We start from the raw sequence: 25643 nt of genomic DNA on the forward strand, positions 1-25643 counted from the left end.
GCGTGAAGCTCGCCATCGTGGGCGCTGGCTGGGCCGGCATGGCGGCGGCGGTAGAAGCGGCACAGCGCGGCGCCAACGTCACCGTGTTCGAGTCGGCCCGCACGCTGGGCGGCCGCGCGCGCGCCCTGGCCGTGCCGTTGCCCGACGGCACACCGCTCGTGCTGGACAACGGGCAACACATCCTCATCGGCGCTTACAGCGACACGCTGGCGCTGATGCAGCGTGTGGGCCTGGACCTTTCCGAAGCCCTGCTGACCTTGCCCCTGGCCCTGCCCCACACCGACGGTTCGGGATTGCAGACGCCGGCCTGGGCCGCGCACTGGCCCGCGCCGCTGGACGCGCTCGCGGCCATCGCCACCACCCGCAGCTGGCGCTGGCGCGAGCGGCTCGCACTCGTCGGTGCCTCGCTGGGCTGGCAGCGCCGCGGCTTCCAATGCGACCCCCAGCTCACCGTGGCCGAGCTCTGCGCGCGCCTGCCAGCGCGCGTGGTGGAGGAACTGATCGAACCCCTGTGCGTGTCCGCGCTCAACACCCCCACGGTGGACGCGAGCGCGGCCGTGTTCCTGCGGGTGCTGCGCGATGCGCTGTTCGGCAAGGGCTTCGCGGGTTTCAGCGCCTCCAGCCTGCTGTTGCCGCGCACCGACCTTTCGCGCCTGTTTCCCGACGCGGCGGCCGAATGGCTGCTGCGCCACGGTGGCTCGACCCAGTTGCGCATCGGCACCCGGGTCAGCACGCTGCGCCCGCTGGCCGCTCAGTGGATGCTGGGCCACGAGGGCGGCGAGGACGCTTTTGACCGCGTGATCTGGGCCACCGCCGCGAGCCCCGCCGAAAAAGCCATCCGCCAGGCCGCCGACGCCTGCGACGAAACCACCGAGCCGGTGCTGAAAGCCTGGGCGCGCTGCGCCCGCGCCCTGCCCTTCACGGCCATCACCACCGTCTACGCCTGGGCGCCGGGCGCGCGCCTGGCCTCGCCCATGCTGGCCCTGCGCGCCGAGCCCGACGCCCAGACCGCACCCGCGCAGTTCGTGTTCGACCGAGGCCTGCTCAACCCCGCCGACCCGGCCCTGCAAGGCGTGCTGGCCTTCGTGGTGAGCACCAGCGGCGAGGACCGCGACGACCTGCAGGCCCAGGTGCTCGAACAAGGCCGGCGTCAACTCGGCCTGCCCCTGCTGCAAGCCGTGCAGACCGTGGTGGAAAAACGCGCCACCTTCGCCTGCACGCCCGGCCTGTTGCGGCCGGCACAGACCATCGCACCGGGACTTTGGGCCGCCGGCGACTACATCGAAGGGCCCTACCCCGCCACGCTCGAAGGCGCGGTGCGCAGCGGCCTCGCGGCGGCCCGGCTCGCCACCGAATCCCGCTGATCGGTCCCGTCTGCGGAACCTCTGGGCCGCAGGGTGTTCACACCGTGTGACACTTTTTTCACCGCTCAGCCAGAAGGAGACCTCGCGGATGCACGCCCCCCACCCCGCCCGACAACTCATCGCCGCCGCCGGCCTGTGCCTGCTCGCGCTCAGCACCAGCGTGGCGCAGGCCCAAAGCATGGTCAGCGTCCAGGGCAGCACGCTCAACATGCGCGAAGGCCCGAGCACCGGCGCTGCCGTGCTGTGGGAACTCAAACGGGGCTACCCGCTGCAGATCACCGAGCGCAAGGGCAGCTGGATCAAGGTGCGCGATTTCGAGGGCGACACCGGCTGGGTGGCGCGCTCGCTCACGGGCAGCACACCGCACCACGTCGTCAAGGCCAAGGTCGCCAACATCCGCAGCGGCCCGGGTGCACAACACCGCATCGTGGGCAAGGCGGAATACGGCGAGCTGCTGCGCACGCGCGAGAAGCGCGCCGACTGGGTGCGTGTGGAGCGTGAGGAAGGCGCGGGCGGCTGGATCGCCAAACAGCTGCTCTGGGGCTTCTGAGCCCCGGCGCTCAGCCGTGCTCGCGCACCGCGAGGTAGGCCGGGCGCGCCATGCTGCGCCGTATCCAGGCGTGCGTGAGCGGGTGGGCGTCCATCAGCACCTTCGACGGGCGCGACCAGTTCAGCACGCTGGCCACGCACAGGTCGGCCACGGTGAAGCGCGCAGCGGCCAGATGATCCTGGCCGGCAGCCTGCTGGCGCTGCAGGTGCTGTTCGATCACGCGCAGCGGCACCGCCAGGCGGCGCTCGGCCGCGTCGGCCAGCTCGGGCTTGCGCCGCTCCAGCGGCATCACCAGCCGATGCATGAGCACCGTGAGCGCGTCGGCCTCGGTTTCGGTCACGGCCCAGAAGCTCCAGCGCAGCGCCTCGGCGTCTTCGCGCGGCGTCGCGGGTGTGATGCTCGCGCCGTCGGCCTTGCCGTGGTGCCGCGCGATGTACAGCGCGCAGGCCATGCTCTCCCACACCACCACATCGCCTTCGGGCCGCGCATCCACCACCGCGGGCACGCGGCCATTGGGGTTGATCGCGAGGAACTCGGGCGTGCGCGTGCCGCGGTCCTGGTAGGCCTGCTCGACGTGCCGGAAGTCCAGGCCCAGTTCGGTGGCGGCCCACAGCGGTCGCACGGCGCGGGAGGCGGGAATGCCGTAGATCGTGAGACCCATGCTCAGCCCAGCTGGCGGCACAGGGCCATCAGGTCGGCCACCGTGACATGGGGCTGCAGCGGTGCGTGTTCCCATGCGTGGCCGGCGCGGTTGAGCCAGGCCACCTGCATGCCCGCACCCAGCGCGCCCACCACGTCCAGTTGCGCGTCATCGCCGATGTGCAGCACCTCGGCGGCGCCCACGCCCGCGCTGTCGGCCGCCGCATGGAAGATGCGCGCATCGGGCTTGCCCACGCCGAACTCATGCGCACTGAAGGCGGCATGGAAGTGCTGGCCCAGGCCCACCGTGTGCACGTTGGCATTGCCGTTGGACAAGGCCACCACCGGGTAGCGCTTCGCCAGAAACTCCAGCGCCGGCAAGGCGTCCTCGAACAGCTCCACGCGCTGGCGCTCGGCAAAGAAGATGTCGAACGCCGGCTCGGCCAGCGCCGGGTCGTCGCCCGCGCGCGTCAGCACCAGGCGGATCGCCTCGCGGCGCAGGGCGCTCAGATCGTGCGCGAGATCGGGCCGCAGGGTGTGCATCTGGTTGCGCACCTCGCGCAGGGCTTTGGGGTCGCCCCACTGCGCGGCGGTGGCGGGGGCGTGCTCCCGCAGCCAGGCGGCCAGCACGGCCTCGGCGCGCTCGATGATGGGCCAGATCGGCCACAGCGTGTCGTCCAGATCGATGGTGATGGCGCGGATGCGGCTGACGTCCAGCGCCGTGGGAAGGGGGGTATTCATGTCTGCGGGAGAATAGCGCATGCCCTTCCGCCCCGAACCGACGATCCCCCATGGCCAGCCGGCGCGCACGGCCATCGTCTATTGCAATCTCGGCACGCCCGATGAACCCAGTGCCCCCGCCCTGCGCCGCTACCTCGCCGAGTTCCTTGGCGACCCCCGCGTGGTGGAAATCCCCAGGCTGGTCTGGTGGCCCATCCTGCACGGCATCATCCTGCGCACCCGCCCGAAGAAGTCGGCCGCCAAGTACGCCAGCGTCTGGCTGCCCGAGGGCTCGCCGCTGAAGGTGTGGACCGAAAAACAGGCCACGCTGCTGCGCGGCTACCTGGGCGAGCGCGGCCACCAGGTGACGGTGCGGTACGCCATGCGCTACGGCAGTCCGTCCATCGCGTCCGTGCTCGATGAACTCAAGGCCCAGGGCGTCACCCGCGTGCTGGTGCTGCCGGCCTACCCGCAGTACAGCGGCACCACCACCGCCAGCGTGATCGACGCCGTGACGGCCTGGAGCCAGCCCGTGCGCAGTCTGCCCGAGCTGCGCTTCGTGAACCGCTACCACGACGACCCCGGCTACATCAAGGCGCTGGCCCGGACGATCCGCGCGCATTGGACGGCGCACGGCCAGGGCGACCACCTGGTGATGAGTTTCCACGGCGTGCCCGAGCGCACCCTGCACCTGGGCGACCCCTACCACTGCGAATGCCGCAAGACCGCGCGCCTGCTGGCCGAGCAACTGGGCCTGGCGCCCGAGCGCTACACCCTCACCTTCCAGTCCCGCTTCGGCAAGGCCAAATGGCTGGAGCCCTACACCGAGCCCACGCTGGTGGCGATGGCGAAGAAGGGATTGAAGAACGTGGACGTGGTCTGCCCCGGCTTCACCAGCGACTGCCTGGAAACGCTGGAAGAAATCAACATGGAAGCGCGCGAGGCGTTCCTGCACGCGGGCGGTCAGCAGTTCCAGTACATCCCCTGCGTGAACGACTCACCCGAGTGGATTCGCGCGCTGGCCGATCTGGCCGAACGGCACCTGCAGGGCTGGCCCACGAAGGCGGCCGACAACCCGATGGAGCTGCAGGCCAGCCGGGAACGGGCCTTGGCGCTGGGCGCGAAGGGCTGAGCCGCCGCCCCATCTCGGGGCCGCTTCAGGCGGTATCGCCTGCCCTTTCTTCCGTGCTGCGCAGCACCCCGTTGATCTCGGCGCCGAAGATCAGCGTGGTGGCGCTGATGTACAGAAACACCAGCGTGGCCACCACACCCGCGAAGCTGCCATAGAGCAAAGCCAGCTTGCCGGCGGTGCGCAAGGTGTACGACAGGCTGGCGGCCGCTCCTACCCAGAGCGCAGCGCCCACCACCGCGCCGGGAATCACGGTGTAGAGCCGCTGGCGAATGTCCGGCAGCCAGCCGTACATCAGGGCATACAACATCACCAGCACCAGAAACGCCGAGCCGTAGCGCACGCTGTTGCGCGCCCACAGGGTCTCCTGCCCCACGCCCACGTTCTCGGCCAGCAGCAGCCACACATACGGCATCACCACCACCGAGCTGAAGGCCAGCAGCACCCCGGAGCCCACGACCACCGTGAACAGCGTGACCTTGATGCGCGCCTTCCAGAACGGCAAGCCGCGTTCGATGCCATAGGCGCGGTTCAGCGCCGAGCGGATCGCCTGCATGCCCGATGACGCGGTCCACAGCGTCACGACCACGCCCACGGCCAGCAAGGCCTGGTTGCGCTGGGCCAGCACCTGTTCGATGACCGGCTGCATCACGTCGCGCACCACCTGCGGCGTGTAACCCACCACACGGCCGACCAGCGCCGCCGCATCGCCGGGTTTGCCCAGGTAACCCGCCGAAGCCGACAGGAGGATCAACAGGGGGAACATGGCCAGCACCGACGAGAACGCCAGGCTGCCGGCCTGGTTGGCGCTCTGGTGCAGGATGTAGTTGCGGATGGCGAGCAGGATGACGCGCAAGCCAGGGGCATTCAGCGCGAGGTGCTGAACGCGATGCCAGGCATGGCGAGCTCGGCTCATCGGCGAAGCGCGGAAACGCAGAACTCAGAACGCATAACACGGCTCCTGGGGGTGCGGGCGGGCACCAGCCGCCATGTTAGTTGAACCCCCGCGTCGTCCGCGCGGCCCGGCTCAGTGCCCCACCAGAAACCGCTGCACCAGCTCGAACTGCTCCGGCACGTTGAGCGCCGGTGCGTGCCCGCACCCGGCAATCGTCACCACCAGCGCGCGCGGCCCGCGGTCGCGCATGGCTTCGGCCGTGTCGGCCAGCAGCAGGTCTGAGTCCGCGCCGCGCAGGCACAGCACGGGCACGTCGATGCGGTCGTAGGTGGGCCACAGGTCGTAGTCCGCGGGGTGGTGGCTGAACTGCATCACCATGGCCGGGTCGTAGTGCGGCGTCACGCGGCCGTCGGGCAGGCGGCGCGCCGAGCTTTCGGTGAGCAGGCGCCACTGGGTGTCGCTCAGGTAGCCATACGGCTTGTAGACGGTGCGGAAGTACTGCTCCAGCTCGCTCACGGTGGCGAAGGCCGCCGGGTTGCCCGCGTAGCTGCGGATGCGCTGCACCGCCGCGTCGGCCAGCTTGGGGCCGATGTCGTTGAGCACCAGGCGTTCGATGCGCCCGTGCAGCGGGCCGGCGGCGCACACCATGCCGATGGCGCCACCCATGGAGGTGCCCACCCAGTGAAAGCGCTTGATGGCGAGCTGGTCGACCAGCGCGGTGGCGATGCGCGAGTAGAAGTCCAGGCAGTACTCGGCTTCGGGCTTCGGACTCCATTCCGAGAGGCCACGACCGATGGTGTCGGGGCAGATCACGCGCCAGCCCTGCGCGGCAAGGTGCGTGGCCAGCGGGTCCATGTCGCGCCCGGTGCGGGCGAGGCCGTGCCAGGCGACGACGACTTGCCCCGTGGGCGCCTCGGGCTCCCAGTCCATGAAGTGGATCTCCCGGCCCTCGCAGGTGAGGTAGCGCGAGCGCGGGGTCACGGCGGTGGTGGCGACGGCGGTGTTCATGGTTGCTCGCCTTTCAGCCGCGCCAGCGAGGCCCGCTCGCGCAGCTTGCCCACGATGCCCGTGGGGAAGTAATAGACCGAGAGCACGAAGAGCACGCCCAGCCAGAGCAGCCAGCGGTCGGGCGTGAGCAGGGCCGGCAGCAGCGGCAAGCCTTCGGTGGCGCTGCCGGCCATGCGCAACAGGTCTTGCAGGTAGCTTTGCGCCACCACGAAGAGCACGCTGCCGATGAACGCGCCATAGAGCGTGCCCATGCCGCCGATGACGACGATGAGCAGGATGTCCAGCATGATCTCGAACGAGAGCGAGGTGTCCGGCCCGTTGTAGCGCAGCCAGAGCGCGAGCAGGCAGCCCGCGAGCGTGGCGAACGAGGCGGACAGCACGTTGGACAGCGTGCGGTAGACCACCGTGCGGTAGCCCAGCGCCTCGGCGCGGAAGTCGTTTTCGCGGATGGCCTGCAGCACGCGGCCAAAGGGCGAGTTCACGATGCGCAGGATGGTGAGGAAGATCGCGGTGACGGCCAGGAAGATCAGGTAGTAGGTGATCAGCCGGCCGTTCAGATCGACCTCGCCCAGCGGCGTCTGCAGCGGTTCTTCGGTCAGCGTGAAGCCGGGCGACAGCAGCTCGGGCACACGGAAGGTCAGGCCGTCCTCACCGCCGGTGAAGTCGGACAGCTGCGAGGCCAGCGTGAGGAAGGCCGAGGCCACGGCGAGCGTAATCATGGCGAAAAAGATCGCCTTCACGCGCAAGGAGAACAGGCCGATCAGCAGCGAGAGCACGAGCGAGACGACGAGCGCGCCGAACACGCCGACCAGGATGGCCGCCCACGACGGCGTTTCCGCCGCATTGAGCGCGATGGCCACACCGTAGGCGCCGATGCCGAAGAACATGGTGTGGGCAAAGCTGACGATGCCGGTGTAGCCCAGCAGCAGGTCGAAGCTGGCCACCAGCGCCACGAAGATCAGCACCTTGGCTGCCACGTTGAGCGCTTTCACGCCGGGGAACAGGAAAGGCGCGAACGCCAACCCAAGGAAGAGAACAATCAACAAGGCCACCAGCCATCGGCTGCGCGGCAGGTCGTTGGACAGAAGACGGGACAGCATGCTTCAGCTCCTGTTCAACGGTTGGTGACGGGGTACACACCCTGCGGCCGCCACAGCAGGATGGCGACCATGAGGGCAATGTTGGAGAACAGCGCGACCTTGGGCATGAGGAAGCCGGTGTAGTTGGCCATCAGCCCCACCAGCAGCGCGCCGATGAGCGCGCCCAGCGTGGAGCCCAGGCCGCCGATGATGATGACGATGAAGATCAGCACGTTGACCTGCGCACCCATCTGCGGCAGCACGGTCTGCTGGTACAGGCCCCACATCACGCCGCCCAGGCCGGCCAGCGCGCTGCCCACCACGAACACGCCGATGAAGAGTTGCCGGATGCGGTAGCCCAGGGACTCGACCATTTCGCGGTCCTGCACACCGGCGCGCACCAGCAGGCCGACCTTGGTGCGGTTGAGCGTCCACACCATGGCGGCGAAGACGGCCGCGCCCACCAGCACGGCCAGCAGGCGGTACTTCTCCACCGAGGCATCGCCCAGGATGAAGGAGCCGCGCAGGCTCTCGGGCAACGGCAGCGCGATCTGCCCCGGGCCCCAGATGACCTTGATCATCTCCTCGCCGATGATCATGCCGCCCATGGTGATGAGGATCTGCTTGAGGTGCATGCCGTACACCGGGCGGATGATGAGCCGCTCGAACACCCAGCCCAGCGCGCCGGCCACCGCCATGGCCACCAGCATGGCGGGCAGCAGCGCGACGAGGTTGAGCCAGAGGCTGTCGGCCGTGGTGTAGCTGCCCATGCTGGCGAGCACGGTGGTGGCCACGAAAGCGCCCAGCGCGATGAACACGCCGTGGCCGAAGTTGAGCACGTCCATGAGGCCGAAGACCAGCGTGAGGCCCGAGGCGATGATGAAGACGATCATGCCCATGGCCAGGCCCGCCACGGTGAGCGTGAGCCAGGTGGACGGGCTGCCCACGGCGGGCAGTGCGAGCAGCGCCAGCGCGGGCACCAGGGCCAGCGGCTTCCAGTCGAAGTCGGCGTTGAGTTTCATTGATGTGCTCCCAGAGAGAGACCGAGCAGCTTCGACTGCAGCTGCTCATCGGCCGCAAGTTCGGCCATGGAGCCGCTGTGCACGACGCGGCCGTCGTCCATCACGGCCACACTGTCACCGAGCTGGCGCGCGAAGTTGAAGTTCTGCTCGACGAGCAGGATGGTGGTCTTGGCGGCCTTGAGTTCGCGGAAGGCCGCGATCATGTTCTGGATGATGGCGGGCGCCAGGCCCTTGCTGGGCTCGTCGATCAGCAGCAGCTTGCGCGGCTCGACGATGGCGCGCGAGACGGCCAGCATCTGCTTCTGCCCGCCGCTGAGCTTGCCGGCCGGGTGCAGCCAGAATTTTTTCATGGCCGGAAACAGGCCGAAGATCCATTCGAGGCGCTGGGTGTCGATGTCGTCCAGGTTGCGCGCGCCGCGCGCGGCGAGCAGCATGTTCTCGCGCACCGAGAGGTCCGAGAAGATGCCCATGCTCTCAGGCACGTAGGCCACGCCGCTGCGCGCGATGTCGGGCGTGGGGCGTTGCGTGATGTCCTGGCCGTCGAGTGTCACCGTGCCCTGGCTGGCGTGCCACAGGCCCATGATGGTGCGCAGTGTGGTGGTCTTGCCCGCGCCGTTGCGGCCCAGCAGCATGGTGAGCTGGTTGGCGGGCACCGCGAGGTCCACGCCGTGGAGGATGTGGTACGCACCGATGTGGGTGTGCACGCCCTTGAGCGTCAACAGGTCCTGGCTCATGCGTTCACCTCTTCTTCCGGGTTGATGCCCAGGTAGGCCTGCTGCACCACGGGCGAGGCGATCACGGTGGCGGGTTCGCCGTCGGCCACGAGTTCGCCGTTGTGCAGCACGATGATGCGGTCGGAGAGTTCGCGCACCACGTCCATCTTGTGTTCGACCAGCAGGATGGTCTTGCTCTTGTCTTCCTTGAGCTTGCGGATGAGGTTCAGGATCACAGGCACCTCGTCCACGCTCATGCCGGCGGTGGGCTCATCGAACATGAAGACCTGCGGCTCCAGCGCCATCAGGATGCCGACCTCCAGCTTGCGCTGGTCGCCGTGCGGCAGGCTGGAGGCCAGCGCGTCGCGCTTGTCGGCCAGGGCCACGGTTTCCAACACCTCGTCGGCCCGCTGAAGCAGGTCGCGCCGGTCGCTCCAGATGCGCCACAGGTTCAGGCCCGCGCGCGCCCTCGCCTGCACGGCCAGCCGCACGTTCTCCTGCACCGTGAGGTTGGGGAACAGGTTGGTCAGCTGGAACGCCCGGCCCAGCCCGGCCTGCGCACGGGCCGGTGCGCCGAGCGCCGAGATGTCCTTGCCACCGAGCAACACACGGCCCGCGCTGGCCTTGATCTGGCCCGAGATCAGGTTGAAGTAGGTCGTCTTGCCCGCGCCGTTGGGGCCGACGATGGCGGTGAGCGTACCGGGTGCGAACGCGCACGAGACGGCATTCACCGCCACGTGCCCGCCGAAGCGGACCGTGAGGTCTTGGGTTTCAAGCATGGGAAATCCGGGGAACGGAATGATCAGGCGCCGCCAGTGCGGCGCCCCTCCAGACATGCCGTGGAACCGGCTTTGCCGGGCCACTGGCATGGTCCCCCTTTTCAAGGGGGAAGCCGCGTCAGCGGCGCAGGGGGTTACCGGCCATTCCGAATAGGAATGGCAAGGTCCCCGGGTTTGATCTCGCGCACCAGCTCGGGCACACCCCAGGCGAAAGCCGGGTCGGCCTTGATCTTGAAGTGGTACATGCTCTGCATGGCCTGGTGGTCTTCCTTGCGGAAGGTCATCGTGCCCTTGGGCGTCTCGAAGCTCATGCCTTCCATGGTCTGGATGAGCTTGTTGGTGCTGGTGTCGCCGTTGGTTTTCCTGAGCGCGGTCACCACGGCCATCGCGGCCGAGAAGCCGCCGGCGGTGAAGAAGTCCGGCGGCGCCTTGTACTGCTTGTAGTGCTCGGCCACCATGGCGTCGTTCACCGGGTTCTTCGGGATGCCGAAGTAGTAGTACAGCGCACCCTCCATGCCGGGGAACTGCTTGTAGGCCACCATGGCGGGCAGGATGTTGCCGCCCGTGGCGAGCTTGATGCCGTAGCGCTTTTCCAGCTCCATCTCGGCGATCTTGGGGAACGGGGTGGGCGCGCCGGACCAGCCGACCGAGATGTACTTGGTGCCCGGCTGGTCCTTGAGCTTGTCGACGATGCGCAGCAGGCCGGCGGTGAAGTCGGTCGTGCCCACGGGCAGGTATTCCTCGTGAACGATCTTGGCCTTCTTGGTGAAGTCCTTGGCGGCTTTCACGCCGTCACGGCCGAAGGCGTTGTCGTTCGCCAGCATGGCAATGACGTTGCCCGGCTGGTCCAGCGCCACGGCATTGGCAGCGGCGTCCTGGCTGCTGTTGCGGCCGGTGCGGAAGATGTACTTGTTCCACTTGTCGCCGGTGATGGAGTCGGCCACGGCGGGCTCGACCAGCAGGATCTTCTTGTATTCCTCGGCCACGGGCAGCATGGCCAGCGCCACCGGCGAGGCGGTGGGGCCGATCGCGAGATCCACCTTGTCGTCGGCATAGGCGGTGGCCAGCAGGCTCTTGCCCACATCGGGCTTGCCCTGGTCGTCCTTCTCGATCACCACGATCTTCTTGCCGCCCACCATCATGGTGCCGCCGGTGGCATAGCTCAGGCCCATCATCAGCCCGGCCTGGGTCTGCTTGGCATACGCCTCGAGCGGGCCGGTCTTGCTGTGGATGTGGGCGATGCGGATCTCGCCCTTGCTGGCCTGGGCCGATGCGACCGAGGTGCCCAACGCTGCGGTGCAGGCGAGCGCGATGACCGCCAGGCGGCGGGTGGTGTGAGTCATGTCTTGTCTCCTGGTTGGAAGGATCGTGACAGCGCGATGCGCCGTGCGCTCCTTATTGCAGACTTCGTGCCAGAGGACAAGGCCTTTGATTTCAAAGGATTTTCATCGAACTTGACTGCGGCACGTCCAGATTTCAGACAGCCCCGGATCGCGGAATTGTCTGAGATTCAGTCAATCGTCTGAATTTCAGACGCATCACCTTGTGCCGCCAACCGGTCGTAGAGGCTGGCGCGCGAGATGCCCAGCAGCTTCGCCGCCGCGGTGCGGTTGCCACCGGTGCGTGCCAGGGCCTGGGCGATGGCGCGCTGCTCCAGCTCGGCGATCTGCTCGGGCAGCGGGCGCAGCACTTCGCCCGCGGCCTGCGCGCGCGGCGCGGCGCTGGTGGGCATCGAGGCGAGGGCCAACGCGGGCAGTCCGGCTTCCTGCAACACCGCCCCCACCTGCGCGCCCGCGATGTGGTGCGAATCGCTGCGCAGCGCGAGCTGCTCCAGCACGTTGCGCAGTTCGCGGATGTTGCCGCGCCAGGGCTGCGCGGCCAACAGGGCCTGGGCATCGGCGTTGAGCTCCAGTTGCGCGCCGCCGCCGCGCGCGGCGATGTCTTCGCACAGGGCTTCGATCAGCAAGGCGATGTCGTCCCGGCGCTCGCGCAGCGGCGGCACGCGGATCGGCAACACGTTGAGGCGGTAGTACAGGTCTTCGCGGAAGCTGCCTTCGCGCACCATCTGCTGCAGGTCGCGCGAGGTGGCGGCGACCACGCGCACATCAAAGCGCACCAGCTTGTTCGAGCCCAGCGGCTCGATCTCGCCTTCCTGCAGCGCGCGCAGCAGCTTCACCTGCACCGACATCGGCATGTCGCCGAGCTCGTCGAGGAACAAGGTGCCGCCATCGGCCAGCTTGAACTTGCCGTCGCGGCCTTTCTTGTCGGCGCCGGTGTAGGCCCCGGGCGCCACGCCGAAGAACTCGGCTTCCAGCAGCGTGTCGGGCACGGCCGCCATGTTCACGCTCACGAACGAGCGCCCCGCGCGGGGCGAGGCCGCGTGAATCGCGTGTGCAAGCAATTCCTTGCCGGTGCCGGTCTCTCCCAGCAGCAGCACCGGGCTGGCCGACTGCGCCGCGCGCCGCGCCTGGCGCTTCACTTCGAGCGCGGCGGCGCTGCTGCCCACGAAGCTGGCGAAGGTGTACTTGCTGCGGCGCTGGCTGGCGAGTTCGCGCCGGGCCTCGCTCAGGTCCTGCTCCAGCCGCGCAAACTTGCTGATGAGCGGCTGCAGCGTGGTCTCGGGGTGGTCGAACAGCACGATGCCCAGCACGCCGATCACCTCGCCCGCATCGTCGCGCAGCGGGATGCGGCTCACCACGAAAGTGCCCGCGCGGTTGGTCAGCAGGTCGATGAGAATGGGTTTGCCAGTGGCCAGCACCTGGTGCATCTGCGTGTTCTGCACCACGCGCGAGACCGGGTGGCCCACGAAGTCTTCCTCACGCTCGAAGCCGAGCGCCGGCAGGAAGCGGCGGTACTGGTCGTTGATCCAGACCACGCGCGCGTCGCGGTCCACCAGCATCATGCCCTCGCTGGCGTTGGCGAACAGATCGAACATCGACCGCGCAGCGAGTTCGAGGATGCTTTGCGCGTCGCGCGGCAGGCGGTTGTCCCGGGTCATGGCGGGATGGTACCCCTCACAGGTCCGCGTTCATTCCGTCATCAAAAAGTAATGAATAGGGACTAATCTGAGAAAAACAAGCTGAAGCCGACATTCCCATGGTTCTTTCATCGGCCCCCTCCCTTTCGACATGCCCTTTGCCACTCCTTGACGGCGTGAACGGCGGGGCAGACAGTCTCCCGCATGGTGGCTCATCGGGGGAAGCGCATGTGATCGCCCAGGCACCGGTCAGAGACCCAAGGCACCTCGAAGGCTCGGCGACGGCCAGGCGCCTGCATTCACAGCTCGACGCCGCCTGCGGCATCGCCTACCTCACCCGGGGTCCCCAGGGCGTTGCCGCCGGGTTGAGCAAAGCGCCTCTGGAAAAAACCGGACTCGAAGACCGCGCCCCGATCAGCGACGGTTTTCCGGTGGAAGCGCTGGGCGCCTTCCAGGCCATTCACTGCATTGGCGGCGCCATCGAAACCGGCTCGGCCATCAAGAACTTGTCGAACACCTGTCAGACCTTGTCGCGCCGAAAGGAAACCCAGGCCGCCTTCGCGCAGAGCCAGCTCGCTCTCGACGATGCGCATCGTCGGGCCATGGCATCGAAAGCCAGCCCGGCCGATGTGCAGGAACTCTGCGACGCGGCCAGGCAGGCCTGGCAAGCGCGCTCGTCGAAGATTCAGCTGGACGCGGCCCTTCAGCAGGCGCCGGAACACATCGTCGATGTCGTGCGCTACGCCATCGTGTCGTGGACGTCGCGCGTGTTCTCCATCCTGAAGCTGGCCTTCAAGGCCAGCACGTGGATCTCGCTGGCCGTCAGCATCATGGGGGTGCTCGGGTCGGCATTCCAGGTGCTGGCGGGCGTCGTCAAATGGTATGCGTCGAGCCGGCTGATCCAGCGCGCCAAAACAGCCCTGCGCCAGATCGAAAACGGCGCATCGACGGCCGTCAGGACACCGTTGCAAACCCATCTGATGCAACACATCCACCGCAGAAGAAGCAGCGAACTGCACAAGGCGCGAGACAAGCGGACCAAGGCCCGAATCGAGACGATCGCAGGGGTTCTCGCCTTCGTATTCAGTGCACTCGCATTCGTCTTTCCACCCCTGGGCTTCGTGGCCATCGCCACGGGATTGGTCTATACGGGCTACCGGGTGTACCGAGGCATCCGGTCCTTTTTCTCGACGCGCGAGCTGAACCGCCGAGAAGCAGCCCTGCACGCCGACTTCCCATCCCCGCACGAGTCATCCGCCAAGATGAAAATGGCGGAAGAAAACCCTTCCTATGCCGTGCATTGCGTGATCGAGTTGATTCGGCAGAACAACGCGGCATGGTTGAACGAAGTCCTGGCCCAGATCGGCGTGCAGCGCGCCGACAGGGATGCCGTTTTCCTGCTGGCCCAAACCCACGACACGGTGGAGGCCAGCCGTTGCCTGGAACGGATGCTTTTCGAGAGCGGCTGGTGAATCCCTCAACGCGCCACCGTCTTGGGTTCATCAAAGCTCAAGTACATCCAGGTGCCGTCGGTGTCGCCTCGGTAGGCGCCGGCAGCGCCGTCGTGCTGCGCGGCCACGGCAGCAAACTGCCACGCTTCCTCCTGTGAGCAGCTCACGACCCGCGTGATCCACCGTTCAAAGCCCAGGGTGCGCACCTGTTCCGCAGCGCGCTGCAAATGCTTGGGCACCGAGGGATGCGCCCAACCCCACGTGAAACGCCCCTCTCCCGAGCTGTAGATCCCCACCACCTGCGCGGTGGCCTGCATCATGCGACCGTCTGCAAAGGTCCAGTGCAAGAAGCCTATGCCCATATCGAAGTGCCATCGGGTTTCGCTGCCCAGGCCCCAGGCCTGACGGTGTTTCGCTGTCTGTTGATCGAGCCAGGCCATGGCGGTGACCAGCCATTGGTCCTCGAACGATTGCGGCGAGGTAAGGGCTGCGGCCATCCTGTCCCAGGCGCGCGGCAGTCGCTCCGCCACGGACAACGGTTCGCCGGGCGCCGATGTGGCCTCATGGCCTTTGGGCATGTTGCAGTCGAACTCGATGTTGAACCTGCCGTCGGGATACAGGGTGAACGTCAGGCCCCAGAGGCGCTCGCCGGTCGTCTGCAGGAGATCGTCACGAAGAAAGAGCGCGGCATCTTCAGGCGCGGCCACTGCGTCGGTTCCGGCAAGCCGCTCTCGCTCGATCTTGTTGTCGTGAAGCAAATAGAACTGAATGCGCGCCATCTTGTTCAGGATGACCGCGTGGCAGGTCACGGACTCCCATGGCCGCCCACGCACGAAAGCGATGCAGGCGTCTTTCAACTCTTGATGAGCCTGTTCAACCGATCTGGAAGTGTTCATTGCAGAAACCCGAATCTCGCGAAGTTGCCATTGACTCAACGCGCGAAGGCGGGCTTGCCTCCCACGCTGTTCATGGGCGGCCATGCTCGGTAATTCGGAATCGATCGTCCATCTCCTGTCAAGGCTGACAGGCTTGACGATCCAGAAGGACTTTGACCTAGCGAGAGACGGCATCTCGTTGCCGCCAACCCGTCATTCGTTCCAGATATCGGCACCCGAGTTCAGGCGCAGGCAGATACCGCGGGTGATGCCAACAATGCATGAGCGTCCGTCGCGTTGTATGCATGTCACAGCCAAGGCCATCCAGACCCGGGATTCTTCCAAGCCGATCGATCAAATCGCGCCGAGGCTAACTCGGGGCAGGCCCCTTGAACCGGGCCATCAAGCGCGGCAGGACCAACACCAGCAGCACCACGGCCAGCAGCGTGGCCGACATGGGTCGCTGCAGGAAGACCATGAAGCTGCCTTCGCCGATGGACAGGGCGTTGCGCATTTGCGCTTCGGCCATGGGGCCGAGGATGAGGCCCACGATCACCGGTGCCGTAGGGAAGTCGTAGCGGCGCATCACCACGCCGAGCAGGCCCAGACCGTACATGAGGAAGAGGTCGAACGCGCTCTGGCGCATGCCGTACACGCCCACGGTGGCGAAGATCAGGATGCCGGCGTAGAGCTGCGGGCGAGGAATCTTCAACAGCTTGACCCACAGGCCGACCATGGGCAGGTTGAGCACCAGCAGCATGACGTTGCCGATGTAGAGCGAGGCGATCAGCGCCCACACCAGGGCGGACGAGGTCTGGAACAGCTGCGGACCGGCGTTGATGCCGTAGTTCTGCAACGCACTCAGCAGGATGGCGGCGGTCACCGAGGTGGGAATGCCCAGCGTGAGCAGCGGCACCAGCGTGCCGGTGACGGCCGCGTTGTTCGCGGCCTCGGGCCCCGCCACGCCTTCGATGGCGCCGACGGTACCGAAATCGGCCTTGTGCTCGGGCGCAGCCAGCTTGCGTTCGGTGGCGTAGCTGAGGAAGGTGGGGATCTCGGTGCCCCCGGCGGGGATGGTGCCGAAGGGGAAACCGATGGCGGTGCCGCGCAACCAGGCGGGCCAGGAGCGGCGCCATTCGCTGCGCGTCATGTGCGCCTTGTTCATCTTGTTCATGGTGGCCTCGCTGCGGCCTTCGTAGAGCGCGTTGTAGAGCGCTTCGGCCACGGCGAACAGGCCGACGGCGACCAGCACCACTTCGATGCCGTCCATGAACTCCAGGATGCCGCCGGTGTAACGCACCTGGGCGGTGATCTGATCGATGCCCACGAGGCCCAGCGCCAGACCGAAGAACAGCGCGGTGAGGCCGCGCAGCGTGCTCTGACCGAGCACCGCGCTCACGGTGGTGAAAGCCAGCAGCATCAGGCAGAAATACTCGGGCGGGCCGAGCTTGACCGCGAACTCGGCCAGCATGGGCGCGAACAGGGTCACCAGGATGGTGGCGATGGTGCCGGCCACGAAGGAGCCGATGGCGGCGGTGGCCAGGGCCGCGCCCGCGCGCCCGCTCTTGGCCATCTTGAAGCCTTCCAGCGCGGTGACCATGGTGCCGGTCTCGCCCGGCGTGTTGAGCAGGATGGAGGTGGTCGAGCCGCCGTACATGGCGCCGTAGTAGATGCCGGCGAAGAAGATCATGGAAGCCGTGGGCTCGACCTGGCCCGTGATGGGCAGCAGCATGGCCACGGTGACGGCCGGGCCCAGCCCGGGCAGCACGCCGATGGCGGTGCCGAGCGCACAGCCCGCGAAGGCCCACAGCAGGTTGATCGGGGTGCCGGCGGTGGCAAAGCCCGCGAGCAGTTGGTTGAAGGTGTCCATCATGTCGGTTCCGCCTTCTCGTTCAGATCCAGCCGCTGGCGGTCAAGCCCGGCAGGTTCACGGCCAGCAGCTTGGTGAACAACCAGTACACGGGCGCCGCAATGACGATGCCGGTGACCGCGTCCTTCACGGTCTGGCGCAGGTCGCCGATGGGTTTTCCCTCGCTGGCGCGCAGGCCGCGCACGGCCAGCGCGAAGCACAGCGCGCAACTGAGGATGAAGCCGATGGTGGTGATGAGCGCCGCGTTGAGCAGCACGCCGGCCGAGACCCAGGCCAGTGCCCGCCAGTCGCCGCGCGGTGCGCCCGAGGGTTCTTCCATGTGGCGGTAGCCGCCGGTGCGCACTTCCCAGATGAGCATCACGCCGCAGATCGCCAGCGCCGCGCTCACCACCCAGGGCAGGAAGTCGGGGCCGACGCCGGCATAGCCCGCGTCGGAGGGAATCGCCGCCGCGCCGAAGGCGAGCACGGCGGCCACGATCAACGCGCCGATGCCCATGGCCAGCTGGCCAGGGCGGTGGTCGGGCGCCGCAGCGTCCGCCTGGGGAGAGGGGTTCATAACGGATCCTTGTCCAAACGGATCACCCCGGCGCGCAAGCACACCAGGGTGAGGGCTCTGCGGCGAGGCAGGGTCAGACCATGCCGGCGCGCACCATCGTCGCGCGCAGGGAAGAGAAGTCCTTGTCCACGAACTCCTCGAAGGCCTTGCCGGTCAACAAGGCGGGCGTCCAGTTGTTCTTCTCGACCGCGGCAGCCCACGACTTGCTCTGCGTGGCCTTGACGACGATCGCGGTGAGCGCGTCGCGCTGGGCCTGGGTGATGCCGGCCGCGCCGTAGACGCCGCGCCAGTTGCCGATCTCCACGTCGATGCCCTGCTCTTTCAGCGTGGGCACGTCGATGCCCTTGACGCGCTGGGCCGAGGTGATGGCGATGGCGCGCATCTTGCCGCTCTCGATGTACTGCTGGAACTCGCTGTAGCCGCTGCCACCGACGGTGACGTTGCCACCCAGGATGGCCGCCGTGGCCTCACCACCGCCGCGGAACGGCACGTAGTTGATCTTGGAAGCGGGTACGCCCACCAGCTGTGCGATCTGGGCCGCGGCAATGTGCTCGGTGGCACCGCGCGAGCCGCCGCCCCATTTGATGCTGCCGGGATCCTTCTTGAGCTGCTCGACCACGTCTTTCATGGACTTGAAGGGCGAGTTGGCGGGCAGCACAAACACGTTGTACTCGGTGCTCAGGCGCGCAATCGGCGTGAGCTGGGTGACGGACACCGGTGGCTTGCCGGTGATGATGCCGCCGAGCATGACGGCGCCCATGACCATCAGCGCATTGGGGTCGCCCTTGCTCGCGTTGTAGAACTGCGCCAGGCCGATGGCCCCTGCCGCGCCACCCTTGTTCTCGTAGGTCACCGAGGCGGCCACACCGGCATCGCGCATGGCGTCACCGAGTGCGCGGCCGGTGCCGTCCCACCCGCCGCCCGGGTTGGCGGGAATCATCATCTTGATGTTGGCATTGGCCCAGGCTGCGTTGGGCAACGCGCCAGCAGCGGCCAGCGCCGCCAGGGATTTGAGGAAGGTATCGCGACGCATGGTTTGTCTCCTGGAGTGGCTGAACCGATGTCCCTATCTTCTGCCTGCTCGCTGTCAGTTCGCTGTCCGATTCATTGGTGAAAACCCTAGGAATGCAACGAACGGTCCCACGTGCCGCGCCCATAATCGACGGCCATGAAGCTGCTCCTGATCGAAGACAACGCCACCATGCAGACCACCCTGCGGCGCAGCTTCGAGCGGCGCGGCATGCAGGTGCTGGGCTGCGAGGACGGCGCCCGCGCGCTCGCGCTGTGGCAGGCCAGCCTGCCCGATGCGGTGCTGCTCGACCTGAGCCTGCCCGGCCTGGACGGGTTGGAGGTGTTGAGCCAGGCGCGCGCCGCGGGCTTGAGCACGCCGGTGATCGTGCTGACCGCGCGCGGCACGGTGGGCGACCGCATCCTCGGCCTGAACACGGGGGCGGACGACTACATGCCCAAGCCCTTCGACCTCGACGAGCTCGAGGCGCGCGTGCGAGCCCTGGTGCGGCGCTCGGGCGGTAGCGCCGAGAACACCGCGCGCGGGCCGGCGTGGTGCGGCATGCACGTCGAGAAGGACAGCGGTGCGGTGTACTTTGACGGTCGCCCCATGGAGCTCGCGCCGCGCGAACTGGCGTTGCTGCAGGCCCTGCTGGGCAAGCCCGGGCACGCCATCGCCAAGGAGCGCCTGTTCGAGCTGGTGTTTCCAGGCGAGCACCAGGTGCAGCCGGAGGCCATCGAGGTGGTGGCCTACCGCCTGCGCAAGAAGATCGCCCACACCGGCGCGCAGTTGGTCACCTTGCGCGGCCTGGGCTATCTGCTGAAGGCCACGGCTTGAAGCCCGCGCCCCAGCCCCCCCGGGCGCGCGCGGCGTCGTTGCGCCGCACGCTGCTCATGGGCATCCTGCTGCCGGTGTTCGCCTTCGTGGTGATCAACACCGTCGTGCTGTACCGCCAGGCGCTCGACGCCGCCGACACCGCCTACGACCGCACCCTGCTGGCGACCGCGAAGTCGCTCGGCGAACAGCTGCGGGTCACCGGTTCGGGCGAGAACGTGCGGGTGGAGTCCACCCTGCTCTACTCGGCGCTCGAGGCCTTCGAGGCCGACAACCGCAGTCGCATCTTCTACCGCGTGAACGGCCTCAAAGGTGAGATGGTCTCAGGCTTCGACGACATGCCCGACTGGCGCCGCGACATTCCACAGAAAAACCTGTATGCCGCGCTGGTGAACTTCTACGACGACGAGTACCGGGGCATGCCGGTGCGCATGGCGGTGCTTCTGCAGCCGGTCTCAGGCGTGTACGAACAGGGCATGGCCACCATCCAGGTGGCCGAGACACTGGAGTTGCGCCAGACGCTGGCGCGCCAGATCCTGATCGACACGCTGTGGCGGCAGGCCGGTCTGGTGGTGGTGATCGCGCTGGTGGTGGTGTTTGTCGTGCAGCGCGCCACGCGCCCGGTGCGCGCGCTCAGCCACGCGCTGGGCATGCGCAACGAGAACGACCTCTCGCCCCTCTCCACGCAAGACGCGCCGCGCGAACTGCTGCCTTTGCTGGACGCGACCAACCAGCACATGCAGCGCCTGTCGCACCTTCTGGAACACCAGAAGCGTTTCGTGCGCGACACCTCGCACCAGTTGCGCACGCCGCTGGCGGTGCTCAAGACCCAGGTGCAGTCGGCGCGGCGCGGCGACGTGCCTCCTCAGCAAGCCCTGGAGGAGATCAGCCACACCGTGGAACGCGCCACGGAGCTGGCCAACCAGATGCTGGCGCTGGCCAAGGTGGAGCAGTTGCGCCAGGACGGCCGACCGCCGGTGATCGACTGGTCCGGGGTGGTGCGCGCGGTGGCGCTCGACCTGTCGGCCCTGATCGCCGACCGCTCGCTCGATTTTTCGCTCGACACACAGGCCGCACCGGTGCAGGCGCACGAATGGGCCTTGCGCGAACTCAGCCGCAACCTGCTGCACAACGCGATCAAGAACACGCCCGCAGACTCCTGCTTGTCGGTGCACCTGGTGGTGGACCGGCAGACCGCCGCACTCACCATCCGCGACGAAGGTCCCGGCATCTCGCCCGGCTTGCGCGAGCGCCTGTTCCAGCCCTTCGCCACCGACCAGCAGCGCGCACCCGGCGTGTCGGGCTCCGGCCTGGGCCTGGCGATCTGCCGCGAGATCGTGCTGTCGCTCGACGGCGGCATCGAACTGGACAACCGCACCCATCAGGGTCAGGTCATCGGGCTGGACGCGATCGTGCGCCTGCCCCTGGCCATGGCCCCCGTCACCCCATGAAACCTGCCCCCGACCCCGCCAGCGACAAGGTGCGCCTGGACAAATGGCTCTGGGCCGCGCGCTTCTACAAGACGCGCGGCCTGAGCAGCGAAGCGATCGACAAAGGCCACGTGCGGCTCAACGGCCTGCCGGTCAAACCCTCGCGCGACGTGAAGCCGGGCGACACGCTCGAACTGCGCATCGGGCCGGACACGCGCACCGTGATCGTGAAAGGCCTGAGCGGCGTTCGCGGCCCGGCGCCGGTGGCCGCCCTGCTCTACGAGGAAACCGCCGCCTCGCTCAAGCTGCGCAGCGAAGCCGCCGAACGGCGGCGCCTGGCACCAGAGCCCGCTCACAGCCAGCCCATGGGCCGGCCCACCAAACGAGACCGGCGCCAGATCGAAGACCTGCGCGACGCGCCGCCGCGCGGCGAATGGAACGAGCGCTGGAGCGCCTCGCTGGACGACGAGGAATAGGGTGAACAGGCCCTGGCCCTAGCCCTTGCGCAGGCCCAGCCACATCACGGTGGCCACCACCACGAGTCCGCCGACCACCTGGACCGGGGCGATGGCCTGCCCCAGGATGGCCCAGGCCAGCACCAGCGCGAAGATGGGCTCGATGTTCATGATGGCCGAGTTGCCCACCACGCCGAGCTTGGGCAGCACCGTGAACATGATGGTGAAGGCCGTGCCATAGAGGAAGGTCAGGCCCAGCAGCCCCCACCATCCCGTGGGTGCGCTGGGCAGGGACAGGCCGCCCTGCGCGGTGGCCGCCGCCATGGCCATCACGGCGACGATGGCCATGGTGGTCGCGGTGCGCAACCGACCGTCGAGCCCGGCGGTTTCCTGCTGGGTCAGCACCAGCGCCAGGCCGAAGGTGGCGGCCGCGGCCAGCGCAAACGCCACGCCCACGCCGATCCGGGCCCAGTGGCCGGACGCCCCCAGCCCCGATGCCGCCCCGAACACGTCGAGCGCCAGCGCCAGACCGATGAGCATCACCGGCATGGCCTTGAGCACGCGCGGCTGCGGCCTCTGGCCGTAGAACACGCGGGCCCAGAGCGCGGTCCACAAGGGATAGGTGTTGAAGGCCAGCAGCGCCAGGGCCACGGGCAGGCGCGCCACCGCCGCGTAGAGGCACAGGCTCTGCACCCCCACCAGCAGGCCGATGCCCAGCAAGGCCTTGCTGTGCCGCGCCTGCAGGCGCATCGGCACGCGGTAGGCCAGCAGGATGGCGGCAACCACCAGCGCGGTCACGGTGCTGCGAAAGGCCACGGCCGTGGCCACGCTCACACCGTGGTCGAACGCGAGGCGCGCGGCCACGTGGTTGGCCCCCATCATGAAGGCGATGAGCAGCAGGGTGGCGAAGGCGGCGCGGCTCAGGGCCGCGGGGGCGTGGGTGGCAGTGGTCATGCCCCGATTGTCGGTCAGGCCTTGCTTGCTATCGCAACTGCTGGCCGAACAGATAGGTCATGTTGACCCGCCGGGCCTCGTAGCGGTCCACGAAGCGGATGGTGTCGGTCTCGTGGAACAGCGCCGAGTTGAACAGCACCGCACGGTTGCAGCGGTGCGGCACCGTCACGCAGCCAGCGTTGTGCTGCGCCAGGAATTCGTAGATGCGGGTGCTGTCGGCGTTGTACTGCTCGAAGGTCCAGTCGGCCGGTGCCGGCACGTCGTAGACCTTGAGGCCGCCGCTCTCGGGGTCGAGGTTGTGCTCGCTCGGCGCGATCCAGAAGTTGAGGTTGACCTTGGCGAAGTCGGCATGCACGTTGATGCCGCGCGTCACCGCAGGCTCGTACTTGAAACCCCAGAGCTGGGTCAGCAGGTAGTCCTTGAACACGCGCGGCATGCGCTGCTTGAGCTCGCGCGCAAGTTGCAGGTGCAGCGGGCTGTTGAAGCCCCGGTTGGCGAAGGCGCCCAGGTAGCTGTTGGCGTACTCGCCGTGCCACACGCGCGAGGCGTGGGCAAAGTCCTGGAAGGCCTTGAGCGCTGGCGCGGACAGGAAGTGGTCAATGGTCAGAATTTCAGGCGTGCCCGCCAGGTAGACCTCTTCCAGGGCAAGCCAGTCGTTCTCGGGGTTGAGCACGTCGGGCATGGCATCGGGCATGGCATGGAGCCAGGGTGTGGCCAGAAACTCCTGCAGGCTCGACAGTTCCCTGGCCGAAGCGCGCAGCGCGCTGCCCGGAGGCAGGTCCTTCGACTGGCTCAGCAAGGCGCTGCCGGTCTTGAGGAACGGCGCCAGGCCGGGCACGGCGTGGCCGTTCGCCTGCAGCCACTGCGCCTGCTGCACGTCGTGCTTGAGCCGGAACGCGCTCAGCGCCAGACCCGCGTGCCGCAAAGCCGGCGCACGGTACACGCTCTGCAGGTACACCTCCAGGCTCTTGCGACCGGCCGCGATGACCCGGGGCGTGTCCACGCTGTCGCTGAGCACCGTGGCCGCCAGGTTGGTGTGCGCCTGGACCATCGCCGGGTCCAGCGCAATGGCCTTCTCGCAACTCGCCACGGCCTCGGGGATGCGGCCCAGCTGCTTGAGCGCATTGCCGCGCTCCACCCAGGCCTGGGCGTGTTTCGGGTGCGCCTGGCTGGCGCGCTCGGCGCGGGCCAGGGCCTCGTCGTACCGGGCCAGTTCGTTGAGCGCGTTGCTGAGATTGCACAGCACCACGGGGTTGTCGGGCTCCGCCGTCAGCGCCCGTTCGTAGCTGCTCAGTGCTTCCTGCTGGCGCCCGAGCCGTTGCAACACATTGCCCTGGTTGCACAGCAGCGCCACGTGCGCCGGGTGGGCCTGCAGGGCATGCTCGAAACAGGCCAAGGCTTCAGGCAGTTGCCGCAATTTCTTGTGCAGCAGGCCGAGGTTGATCGCGATGTCCGCGTCGTCGGGCAGCAGCGCCTGCGCCTGCTCGTAGGCGGCCAATGCCTCGGCATCGCGGCCCAGCTGCTGCAGGGTGTACGCCAGGTTGTTCAGCGCGTCGGCATTCTGCGGCGAAGACTGCACCGCGCGGCCGAAGTAGCCTGCGGCCCGTTCCAGTTGGCCGGCCTGCGATTCCAGCAGCCCCAGATGGTAGAGCACCGCGAACTCGGCGGGAAATTGCCTGAGCACGCCTTCGTACAGCGAGCGGGCCGCGTCCAGCAGGCCTTGCGAGTGGTAGTGCACCGCCAGTTGCATCTGTTGGGCGGGTGCGAGGGAAGCGTTCATCGCGGCTCCTTGACGATCAAAATGGCCACGGCCCCGAAGCGACTGGACGTAAAAAAGCCCCAACGCCTTGCGGCGGTGGGGCTTGATGTTCAGAAGCCCGCGTCTGGGCGCCTGGCATAACTGGCGGAGCGAGAGGGATTCGAACCCTCGATGAGGCTCTACACCCCATACTCCCTTAGCAGGGGAGCACCTTCGGCCACTCGGTCATCGCTCCGGAAGCTGCGTATTATGCCTCAACTCAGGAGGCATTTCCCTCTCGTGGAGGGTTCAAGCCGTGATGGTGTCGGCGGTCTGGTCGAGATCGAACTCGCGGTGCAGCGAACGCACGGCCAGCTCCATGTATTTCTCGTCGATGACCACCGAGGTCTTGATCTCGGAAGTCGAGATCATCTGGATGTTGATGCCTTCCACGCTCAGGCACTTGAACATGCGGCTGGCCACGCCGACGTGGCTGCGCATGCCGATGCCGACGATGCTCACCTTGCAGATGCGCGTGTCGCCCACGACCTCGGCGGCACCCAGCGTGGGCACGACCTTGGCCTTGAGCAGGTCCATCGTCTTCTGGAAATCGTTGCGGTGCACCGTGAAGCTGAAGTCGGTCTTGCCGTCCTTGCTCAGGTTCTGGATGATCACATCGACCTCGATGTTGGCGTCGGCGACCGCGCCCAGGATCTGGTAGGCGATGCCGGGGGTGTCGGGCACGCCGAGCACCGAAATCTTGGCCTCGTCGCGGTTGAAGGCAATGCCGGAAACGACGGCTTGTTCCATGTCTTCGTCTTCCTCAAAAGTGATCAGGGTGCCGGAGGCGGCTTCTTCATTCAGGTCGATGTCCCAGGGCGTGAAGCTGGAGAGCACGCGCAGGGGCACCTTGTACTTGCCGGCGAATTCCACCGAACGGATCTGCAGCACCTTGCTGCCCATGCTGGCCATTTCCAGCATTTCTTCAAAACTCACGCGCTGCAGGCGGCGCGCTTCGGGCACCACGCGCGGGTCGGTCGTGTACACGCCGTCCACGTCGGTGTAGATCAGGCACTCGGCCGCCTTGAGCGCGGCCGCCACGGCCACGGCGGAAGTGTCGCTGCCGCCACGGCCCAGCGTGGTGATGTGGCCTTCGGGATCCACACCCTGGAAGCCGGTGACGATGACCACCTTGCTGGCGGCCAGATCGGCGCGGATGCGCACGTCGTCGATCGACTCGATGCGGGCCTTGGTGAAGGCGCTGTTGGTCTTGATGGGCACTTGCCAGCCGGCGTAGCTCACCGAGCCAATGCCCTCGGCCTGCAACGCGATGGCCAGCAGGGCCGACGAGGCCTGCTCACCGGTGGCAGCCAGCATGTCGAGCTCGCGGTTGTAGGCGCTGTCGGTCTTGCCCGGTGCCAGCTCCTTGGCCAGCCCGAGCAGGCGGTTGGTTTCGCCGCTCATGGCGCTGGGCACCACCACGAGCTGGTGACCGGCACGGTGCCATTTGGCCACGCGCCTGGCCACGTTGCGGATGCGCTCGGTCGACCCCATGGAGGTGCCGCCGTACTTGTGAACTATCAAGGCCATCGGGAG

The 25643-nt window shown here is 67.5% G+C and carries 24 protein-coding genes and 1 tRNA gene; 7 read left to right on the plus strand and 18 right to left on the minus strand.

All coding sequences use genetic code 11. The features are described 5' to 3' along the window. Positions 1-2 precede the first annotated feature (2 nt). Both hpnE and AC07ZS_RS08135 read left to right on the plus strand, forming a co-directional pair. Positions 3-1364: a hydroxysqualene dehydroxylase HpnE gene (gene hpnE, locus AC07ZS_RS08130; protein ID WP_494798087.1), complete on the plus strand. Its 1362-nt coding sequence runs from the start codon at positions 3-5 to the stop codon at positions 1362-1364. An 88-nt stretch (positions 1365-1452) separates the two neighbouring features. Continuing rightward, positions 1453-1914 carry an SH3 domain-containing protein gene (locus AC07ZS_RS08135; protein ID WP_494798088.1) on the plus strand — a complete coding sequence of 154 codons (462 nt, stop codon included), beginning with the start codon at positions 1453-1455 and terminating at the stop codon, positions 1912-1914. 10 nt (positions 1915-1924) lie between these two features. On the opposite strand, the gene AC07ZS_RS08140 is transcribed toward AC07ZS_RS08135, so the two are convergent. Continuing rightward, a complete protein-coding gene (locus AC07ZS_RS08140; protein ID WP_494798089.1) occupies positions 1925-2575 on the minus strand; it encodes a glutathione S-transferase family protein in 651 nt (216 codons plus the stop codon). A 2-nt stretch (positions 2576-2577) separates the two neighbouring features. Continuing rightward, positions 2578-3294, minus strand: coding sequence for an HAD family hydrolase (locus AC07ZS_RS08145; RefSeq protein WP_494798090.1), 717 nt, complete (start codon positions 3292-3294; stop codon positions 2578-2580). A gap of 19 nt (positions 3295-3313) precedes the next feature. On the opposite strand from AC07ZS_RS08145, the gene hemH reads away from it, so the two are divergent. After that, positions 3314-4405, plus strand: a complete 1092-nt coding sequence (gene hemH, locus AC07ZS_RS08150; RefSeq protein ID WP_494798091.1) for a ferrochelatase — start codon at positions 3314-3316, stop codon at positions 4403-4405. A 25-nt stretch (positions 4406-4430) separates the two neighbouring features. Here hemH and AC07ZS_RS08155 read toward each other — a convergent pair whose 3' ends face one another. From AC07ZS_RS08155 to AC07ZS_RS08190, 8 genes are all read right to left on the minus strand, one after another. Beyond that, positions 4431-5318 carry a YihY/virulence factor BrkB family protein gene (locus AC07ZS_RS08155; RefSeq protein WP_494798092.1) on the minus strand — a complete coding sequence of 296 codons (888 nt, stop codon included), beginning with the start codon at positions 5316-5318 and terminating at the stop codon, positions 4431-4433. A gap of 111 nt (positions 5319-5429) precedes the next feature. Then, positions 5430-6305, minus strand: a complete 876-nt coding sequence (locus tag AC07ZS_RS08160) for an alpha/beta fold hydrolase (RefSeq protein ID WP_494798093.1) — start codon at positions 6303-6305, stop codon at positions 5430-5432. Further along, a complete protein-coding gene (locus AC07ZS_RS08165; protein WP_494798094.1) occupies positions 6302-7405 on the minus strand; it encodes a branched-chain amino acid ABC transporter permease in 1104 nt (367 codons plus the stop codon). Before AC07ZS_RS08165 ends, AC07ZS_RS08160 begins: the two co-directional genes overlap by 4 nt. 14 nt (positions 7406-7419) lie before the next feature. Next, a complete protein-coding gene (locus AC07ZS_RS08170; protein ID WP_494798095.1) occupies positions 7420-8406 on the minus strand; it encodes a branched-chain amino acid ABC transporter permease in 987 nt (328 codons plus the stop codon). After that, positions 8403-9140, minus strand: a complete 738-nt coding sequence (locus AC07ZS_RS08175; RefSeq protein WP_494798096.1) for an ABC transporter ATP-binding protein — start codon at positions 9138-9140, stop codon at positions 8403-8405. The genes AC07ZS_RS08170 and AC07ZS_RS08175 overlap by 4 nt, the downstream gene beginning before the upstream one ends. After that, complete coding sequence (locus AC07ZS_RS08180) at positions 9137-9898, minus strand: ABC transporter ATP-binding protein (protein ID WP_297401241.1); 762 nt, start codon at positions 9896-9898, stop codon at positions 9137-9139. Before AC07ZS_RS08180 ends, AC07ZS_RS08175 begins: the two co-directional genes overlap by 4 nt. 134 nt (positions 9899-10032) lie before the next feature. Continuing rightward, positions 10033-11241 carry a substrate-binding domain-containing protein gene (locus AC07ZS_RS08185; protein WP_494798097.1) on the minus strand — a complete coding sequence of 403 codons (1209 nt, stop codon included), beginning with the start codon at positions 11239-11241 and terminating at the stop codon, positions 10033-10035. A gap of 167 nt (positions 11242-11408) precedes the next feature. Continuing rightward, positions 11409-12896 carry a sigma-54 interaction domain-containing protein gene (locus AC07ZS_RS08190; RefSeq protein WP_494798098.1) on the minus strand — a complete coding sequence of 496 codons (1488 nt, stop codon included), beginning with the start codon at positions 12894-12896 and terminating at the stop codon, positions 11409-11411. A gap of 209 nt (positions 12897-13105) precedes the next feature. Here AC07ZS_RS08190 and AC07ZS_RS08195 point away from each other — a divergent pair, with 209 nt between their 5' ends. Next, positions 13106-14347, plus strand: a complete 1242-nt coding sequence (locus AC07ZS_RS08195) for a hypothetical protein (protein WP_494798099.1) — start codon at positions 13106-13108, stop codon at positions 14345-14347. A gap of 5 nt (positions 14348-14352) precedes the next feature. Here AC07ZS_RS08195 and AC07ZS_RS08200 read toward each other — a convergent pair whose 3' ends face one another. The 4 genes from AC07ZS_RS08200 to AC07ZS_RS08215 all read right to left on the minus strand — a co-directional run bounded on the left by AC07ZS_RS08200 (position 14353) and on the right by AC07ZS_RS08215 (position 18660). Continuing rightward, positions 14353-15306, minus strand: a complete 954-nt coding sequence (locus AC07ZS_RS08200) for a DUF6882 domain-containing protein (protein ID WP_494798100.1) — start codon at positions 15304-15306, stop codon at positions 14353-14355. Positions 15307-15571: 265 nt separating this feature from the next. Next, entirely contained in the window at positions 15572-17071 is a 1500-nt protein-coding gene (locus AC07ZS_RS08205; protein ID WP_494798141.1) for a tripartite tricarboxylate transporter permease, read from the minus strand. A gap of 22 nt (positions 17072-17093) precedes the next feature. Continuing rightward, complete coding sequence (locus tag AC07ZS_RS08210) at positions 17094-17627, minus strand: tripartite tricarboxylate transporter TctB family protein (protein ID WP_494798101.1); 534 nt, start codon at positions 17625-17627, stop codon at positions 17094-17096. A 73-nt stretch (positions 17628-17700) separates the two neighbouring features. Beyond that, entirely contained in the window at positions 17701-18660 is a 960-nt protein-coding gene (locus AC07ZS_RS08215; protein WP_494798102.1) for a tripartite tricarboxylate transporter substrate binding protein, read from the minus strand. Between the two features lie 135 nt (positions 18661-18795). On the opposite strand from AC07ZS_RS08215, the gene AC07ZS_RS08220 reads away from it, so the two are divergent. Genes AC07ZS_RS08220 through AC07ZS_RS08230 form a run of 3 tightly spaced genes read left to right on the plus strand, consistent with a single transcriptional unit; the run spans position 18796 to position 21376 of the window. After that, complete coding sequence (locus tag AC07ZS_RS08220) at positions 18796-19473, plus strand: response regulator transcription factor (protein ID WP_494798103.1); 678 nt, start codon at positions 18796-18798, stop codon at positions 19471-19473. 56 nt (positions 19474-19529) lie between these two features. Next, the gene (locus AC07ZS_RS08225; protein WP_494798142.1) at positions 19530-20921 is read left to right on the plus strand and encodes a sensor histidine kinase; all 1392 of its coding nucleotides are present in this window, start codon (positions 19530-19532) and stop codon (positions 20919-20921) included. Further along, the gene (locus tag AC07ZS_RS08230; protein WP_494798104.1) at positions 20918-21376 is read left to right on the plus strand and encodes an RNA-binding S4 domain-containing protein; all 459 of its coding nucleotides are present in this window, start codon (positions 20918-20920) and stop codon (positions 21374-21376) included. Before AC07ZS_RS08225 ends, AC07ZS_RS08230 begins: the two co-directional genes overlap by 4 nt. Positions 21377-21394: 18 nt before the next feature. Here the strand turns inward: AC07ZS_RS08230 and AC07ZS_RS08235 are convergent, their stop codons facing one another. From AC07ZS_RS08235 to AC07ZS_RS08250, 4 genes are all read right to left on the minus strand, one after another. Beyond that, on the minus strand, positions 21395-22309 hold the full coding sequence (locus tag AC07ZS_RS08235) for a DMT family transporter (RefSeq protein WP_494798105.1): 915 nt from the start codon (positions 22307-22309) through the stop codon (positions 21395-21397). Between the two features lie 28 nt (positions 22310-22337). Further along, complete coding sequence (locus tag AC07ZS_RS08240; RefSeq protein WP_494798106.1) at positions 22338-24089, minus strand: tetratricopeptide repeat protein; 1752 nt, start codon at positions 24087-24089, stop codon at positions 22338-22340. Between the two features lie 121 nt (positions 24090-24210). Then, positions 24211-24303, minus strand: a tRNA-Ser gene (locus tag AC07ZS_RS08245). A 53-nt stretch (positions 24304-24356) separates the two neighbouring features. After that, positions 24357-25637, minus strand: a complete 1281-nt coding sequence (locus AC07ZS_RS08250; protein WP_494798107.1) for an aspartate kinase — start codon at positions 25635-25637, stop codon at positions 24357-24359. Positions 25638-25643: the final 6 nt, after the last annotated feature.

The sequence above is a fragment of the Hydrogenophaga sp. GW456-12-10-14-TSB4 genome, assembly GCF_059424305.1.

What these genes read in the sequence shown, in the direction of transcription:
- AC07ZS_RS08155 (WP_494798092.1), bottom strand. Translation starts at nt 5,318, where the DNA reads ATGAGCCGAGCTCGCCATGCCTGGCATCGCGTTCAGCACCTCGCGCTG.
- AC07ZS_RS08135 (WP_494798088.1), top strand. Translation starts at nt 1,453, where the DNA reads ATGCACGCCCCCCACCCCGCCCGACAACTCATCGCCGCCGCCGGCCTG.
- hemH (WP_494798091.1), top strand. Translation starts at nt 3,314, where the DNA reads ATGCCCTTCCGCCCCGAACCGACGATCCCCCATGGCCAGCCGGCGCGC.
- AC07ZS_RS08170 (WP_494798095.1), bottom strand. Translation starts at nt 8,406, where the DNA reads ATGAAACTCAACGCCGACTTCGACTGGAAGCCGCTGGCCCTGGTGCCC.
- AC07ZS_RS08160 (WP_494798093.1), bottom strand. Translation starts at nt 6,305, where the DNA reads ATGAACACCGCCGTCGCCACCACCGCCGTGACCCCGCGCTCGCGCTAC.
- AC07ZS_RS08145 (WP_494798090.1), bottom strand. Translation starts at nt 3,294, where the DNA reads ATGAATACCCCCCTTCCCACGGCGCTGGACGTCAGCCGCATCCGCGCC.
- AC07ZS_RS08210 (WP_494798101.1), bottom strand. Translation starts at nt 17,627, where the DNA reads ATGAACCCCTCTCCCCAGGCGGACGCTGCGGCGCCCGACCACCGCCCT.
- AC07ZS_RS08235 (WP_494798105.1), bottom strand. Translation starts at nt 22,309, where the DNA reads ATGACCACTGCCACCCACGCCCCCGCGGCCCTGAGCCGCGCCGCCTTC.
- AC07ZS_RS08140 (WP_494798089.1), bottom strand. Translation starts at nt 2,575, where the DNA reads ATGGGTCTCACGATCTACGGCATTCCCGCCTCCCGCGCCGTGCGACCG.
- AC07ZS_RS08175 (WP_494798096.1), bottom strand. Translation starts at nt 9,140, where the DNA reads ATGAGCCAGGACCTGTTGACGCTCAAGGGCGTGCACACCCACATCGGT.
- AC07ZS_RS08205 (WP_494798141.1), bottom strand. Translation starts at nt 17,071, where the DNA reads ATGGACACCTTCAACCAACTGCTCGCGGGCTTTGCCACCGCCGGCACC.
- AC07ZS_RS08250 (WP_494798107.1), bottom strand. Translation starts at nt 25,637, where the DNA reads ATGGCCTTGATAGTTCACAAGTACGGCGGCACCTCCATGGGGTCGACC.
- AC07ZS_RS08185 (WP_494798097.1), bottom strand. Translation starts at nt 11,241, where the DNA reads ATGACTCACACCACCCGCCGCCTGGCGGTCATCGCGCTCGCCTGCACC.
- AC07ZS_RS08240 (WP_494798106.1), bottom strand. Translation starts at nt 24,089, where the DNA reads ATGAACGCTTCCCTCGCACCCGCCCAACAGATGCAACTGGCGGTGCAC.
- AC07ZS_RS08230 (WP_494798104.1), top strand. Translation starts at nt 20,918, where the DNA reads ATGAAACCTGCCCCCGACCCCGCCAGCGACAAGGTGCGCCTGGACAAA.
- AC07ZS_RS08200 (WP_494798100.1), bottom strand. Translation starts at nt 15,306, where the DNA reads ATGGCCGCCCATGAACAGCGTGGGAGGCAAGCCCGCCTTCGCGCGTTG.
- AC07ZS_RS08220 (WP_494798103.1), top strand. Translation starts at nt 18,796, where the DNA reads ATGAAGCTGCTCCTGATCGAAGACAACGCCACCATGCAGACCACCCTG.
- AC07ZS_RS08165 (WP_494798094.1), bottom strand. Translation starts at nt 7,405, where the DNA reads ATGCTGTCCCGTCTTCTGTCCAACGACCTGCCGCGCAGCCGATGGCTG.
- AC07ZS_RS08215 (WP_494798102.1), bottom strand. Translation starts at nt 18,660, where the DNA reads ATGCGTCGCGATACCTTCCTCAAATCCCTGGCGGCGCTGGCCGCTGCT.
- AC07ZS_RS08180 (WP_297401241.1), bottom strand. Translation starts at nt 9,898, where the DNA reads ATGCTTGAAACCCAAGACCTCACGGTCCGCTTCGGCGGGCACGTGGCG.
- AC07ZS_RS08190 (WP_494798098.1), bottom strand. Translation starts at nt 12,896, where the DNA reads ATGACCCGGGACAACCGCCTGCCGCGCGACGCGCAAAGCATCCTCGAA.
- AC07ZS_RS08225 (WP_494798142.1), top strand. Translation starts at nt 19,530, where the DNA reads ATGGGCATCCTGCTGCCGGTGTTCGCCTTCGTGGTGATCAACACCGTC.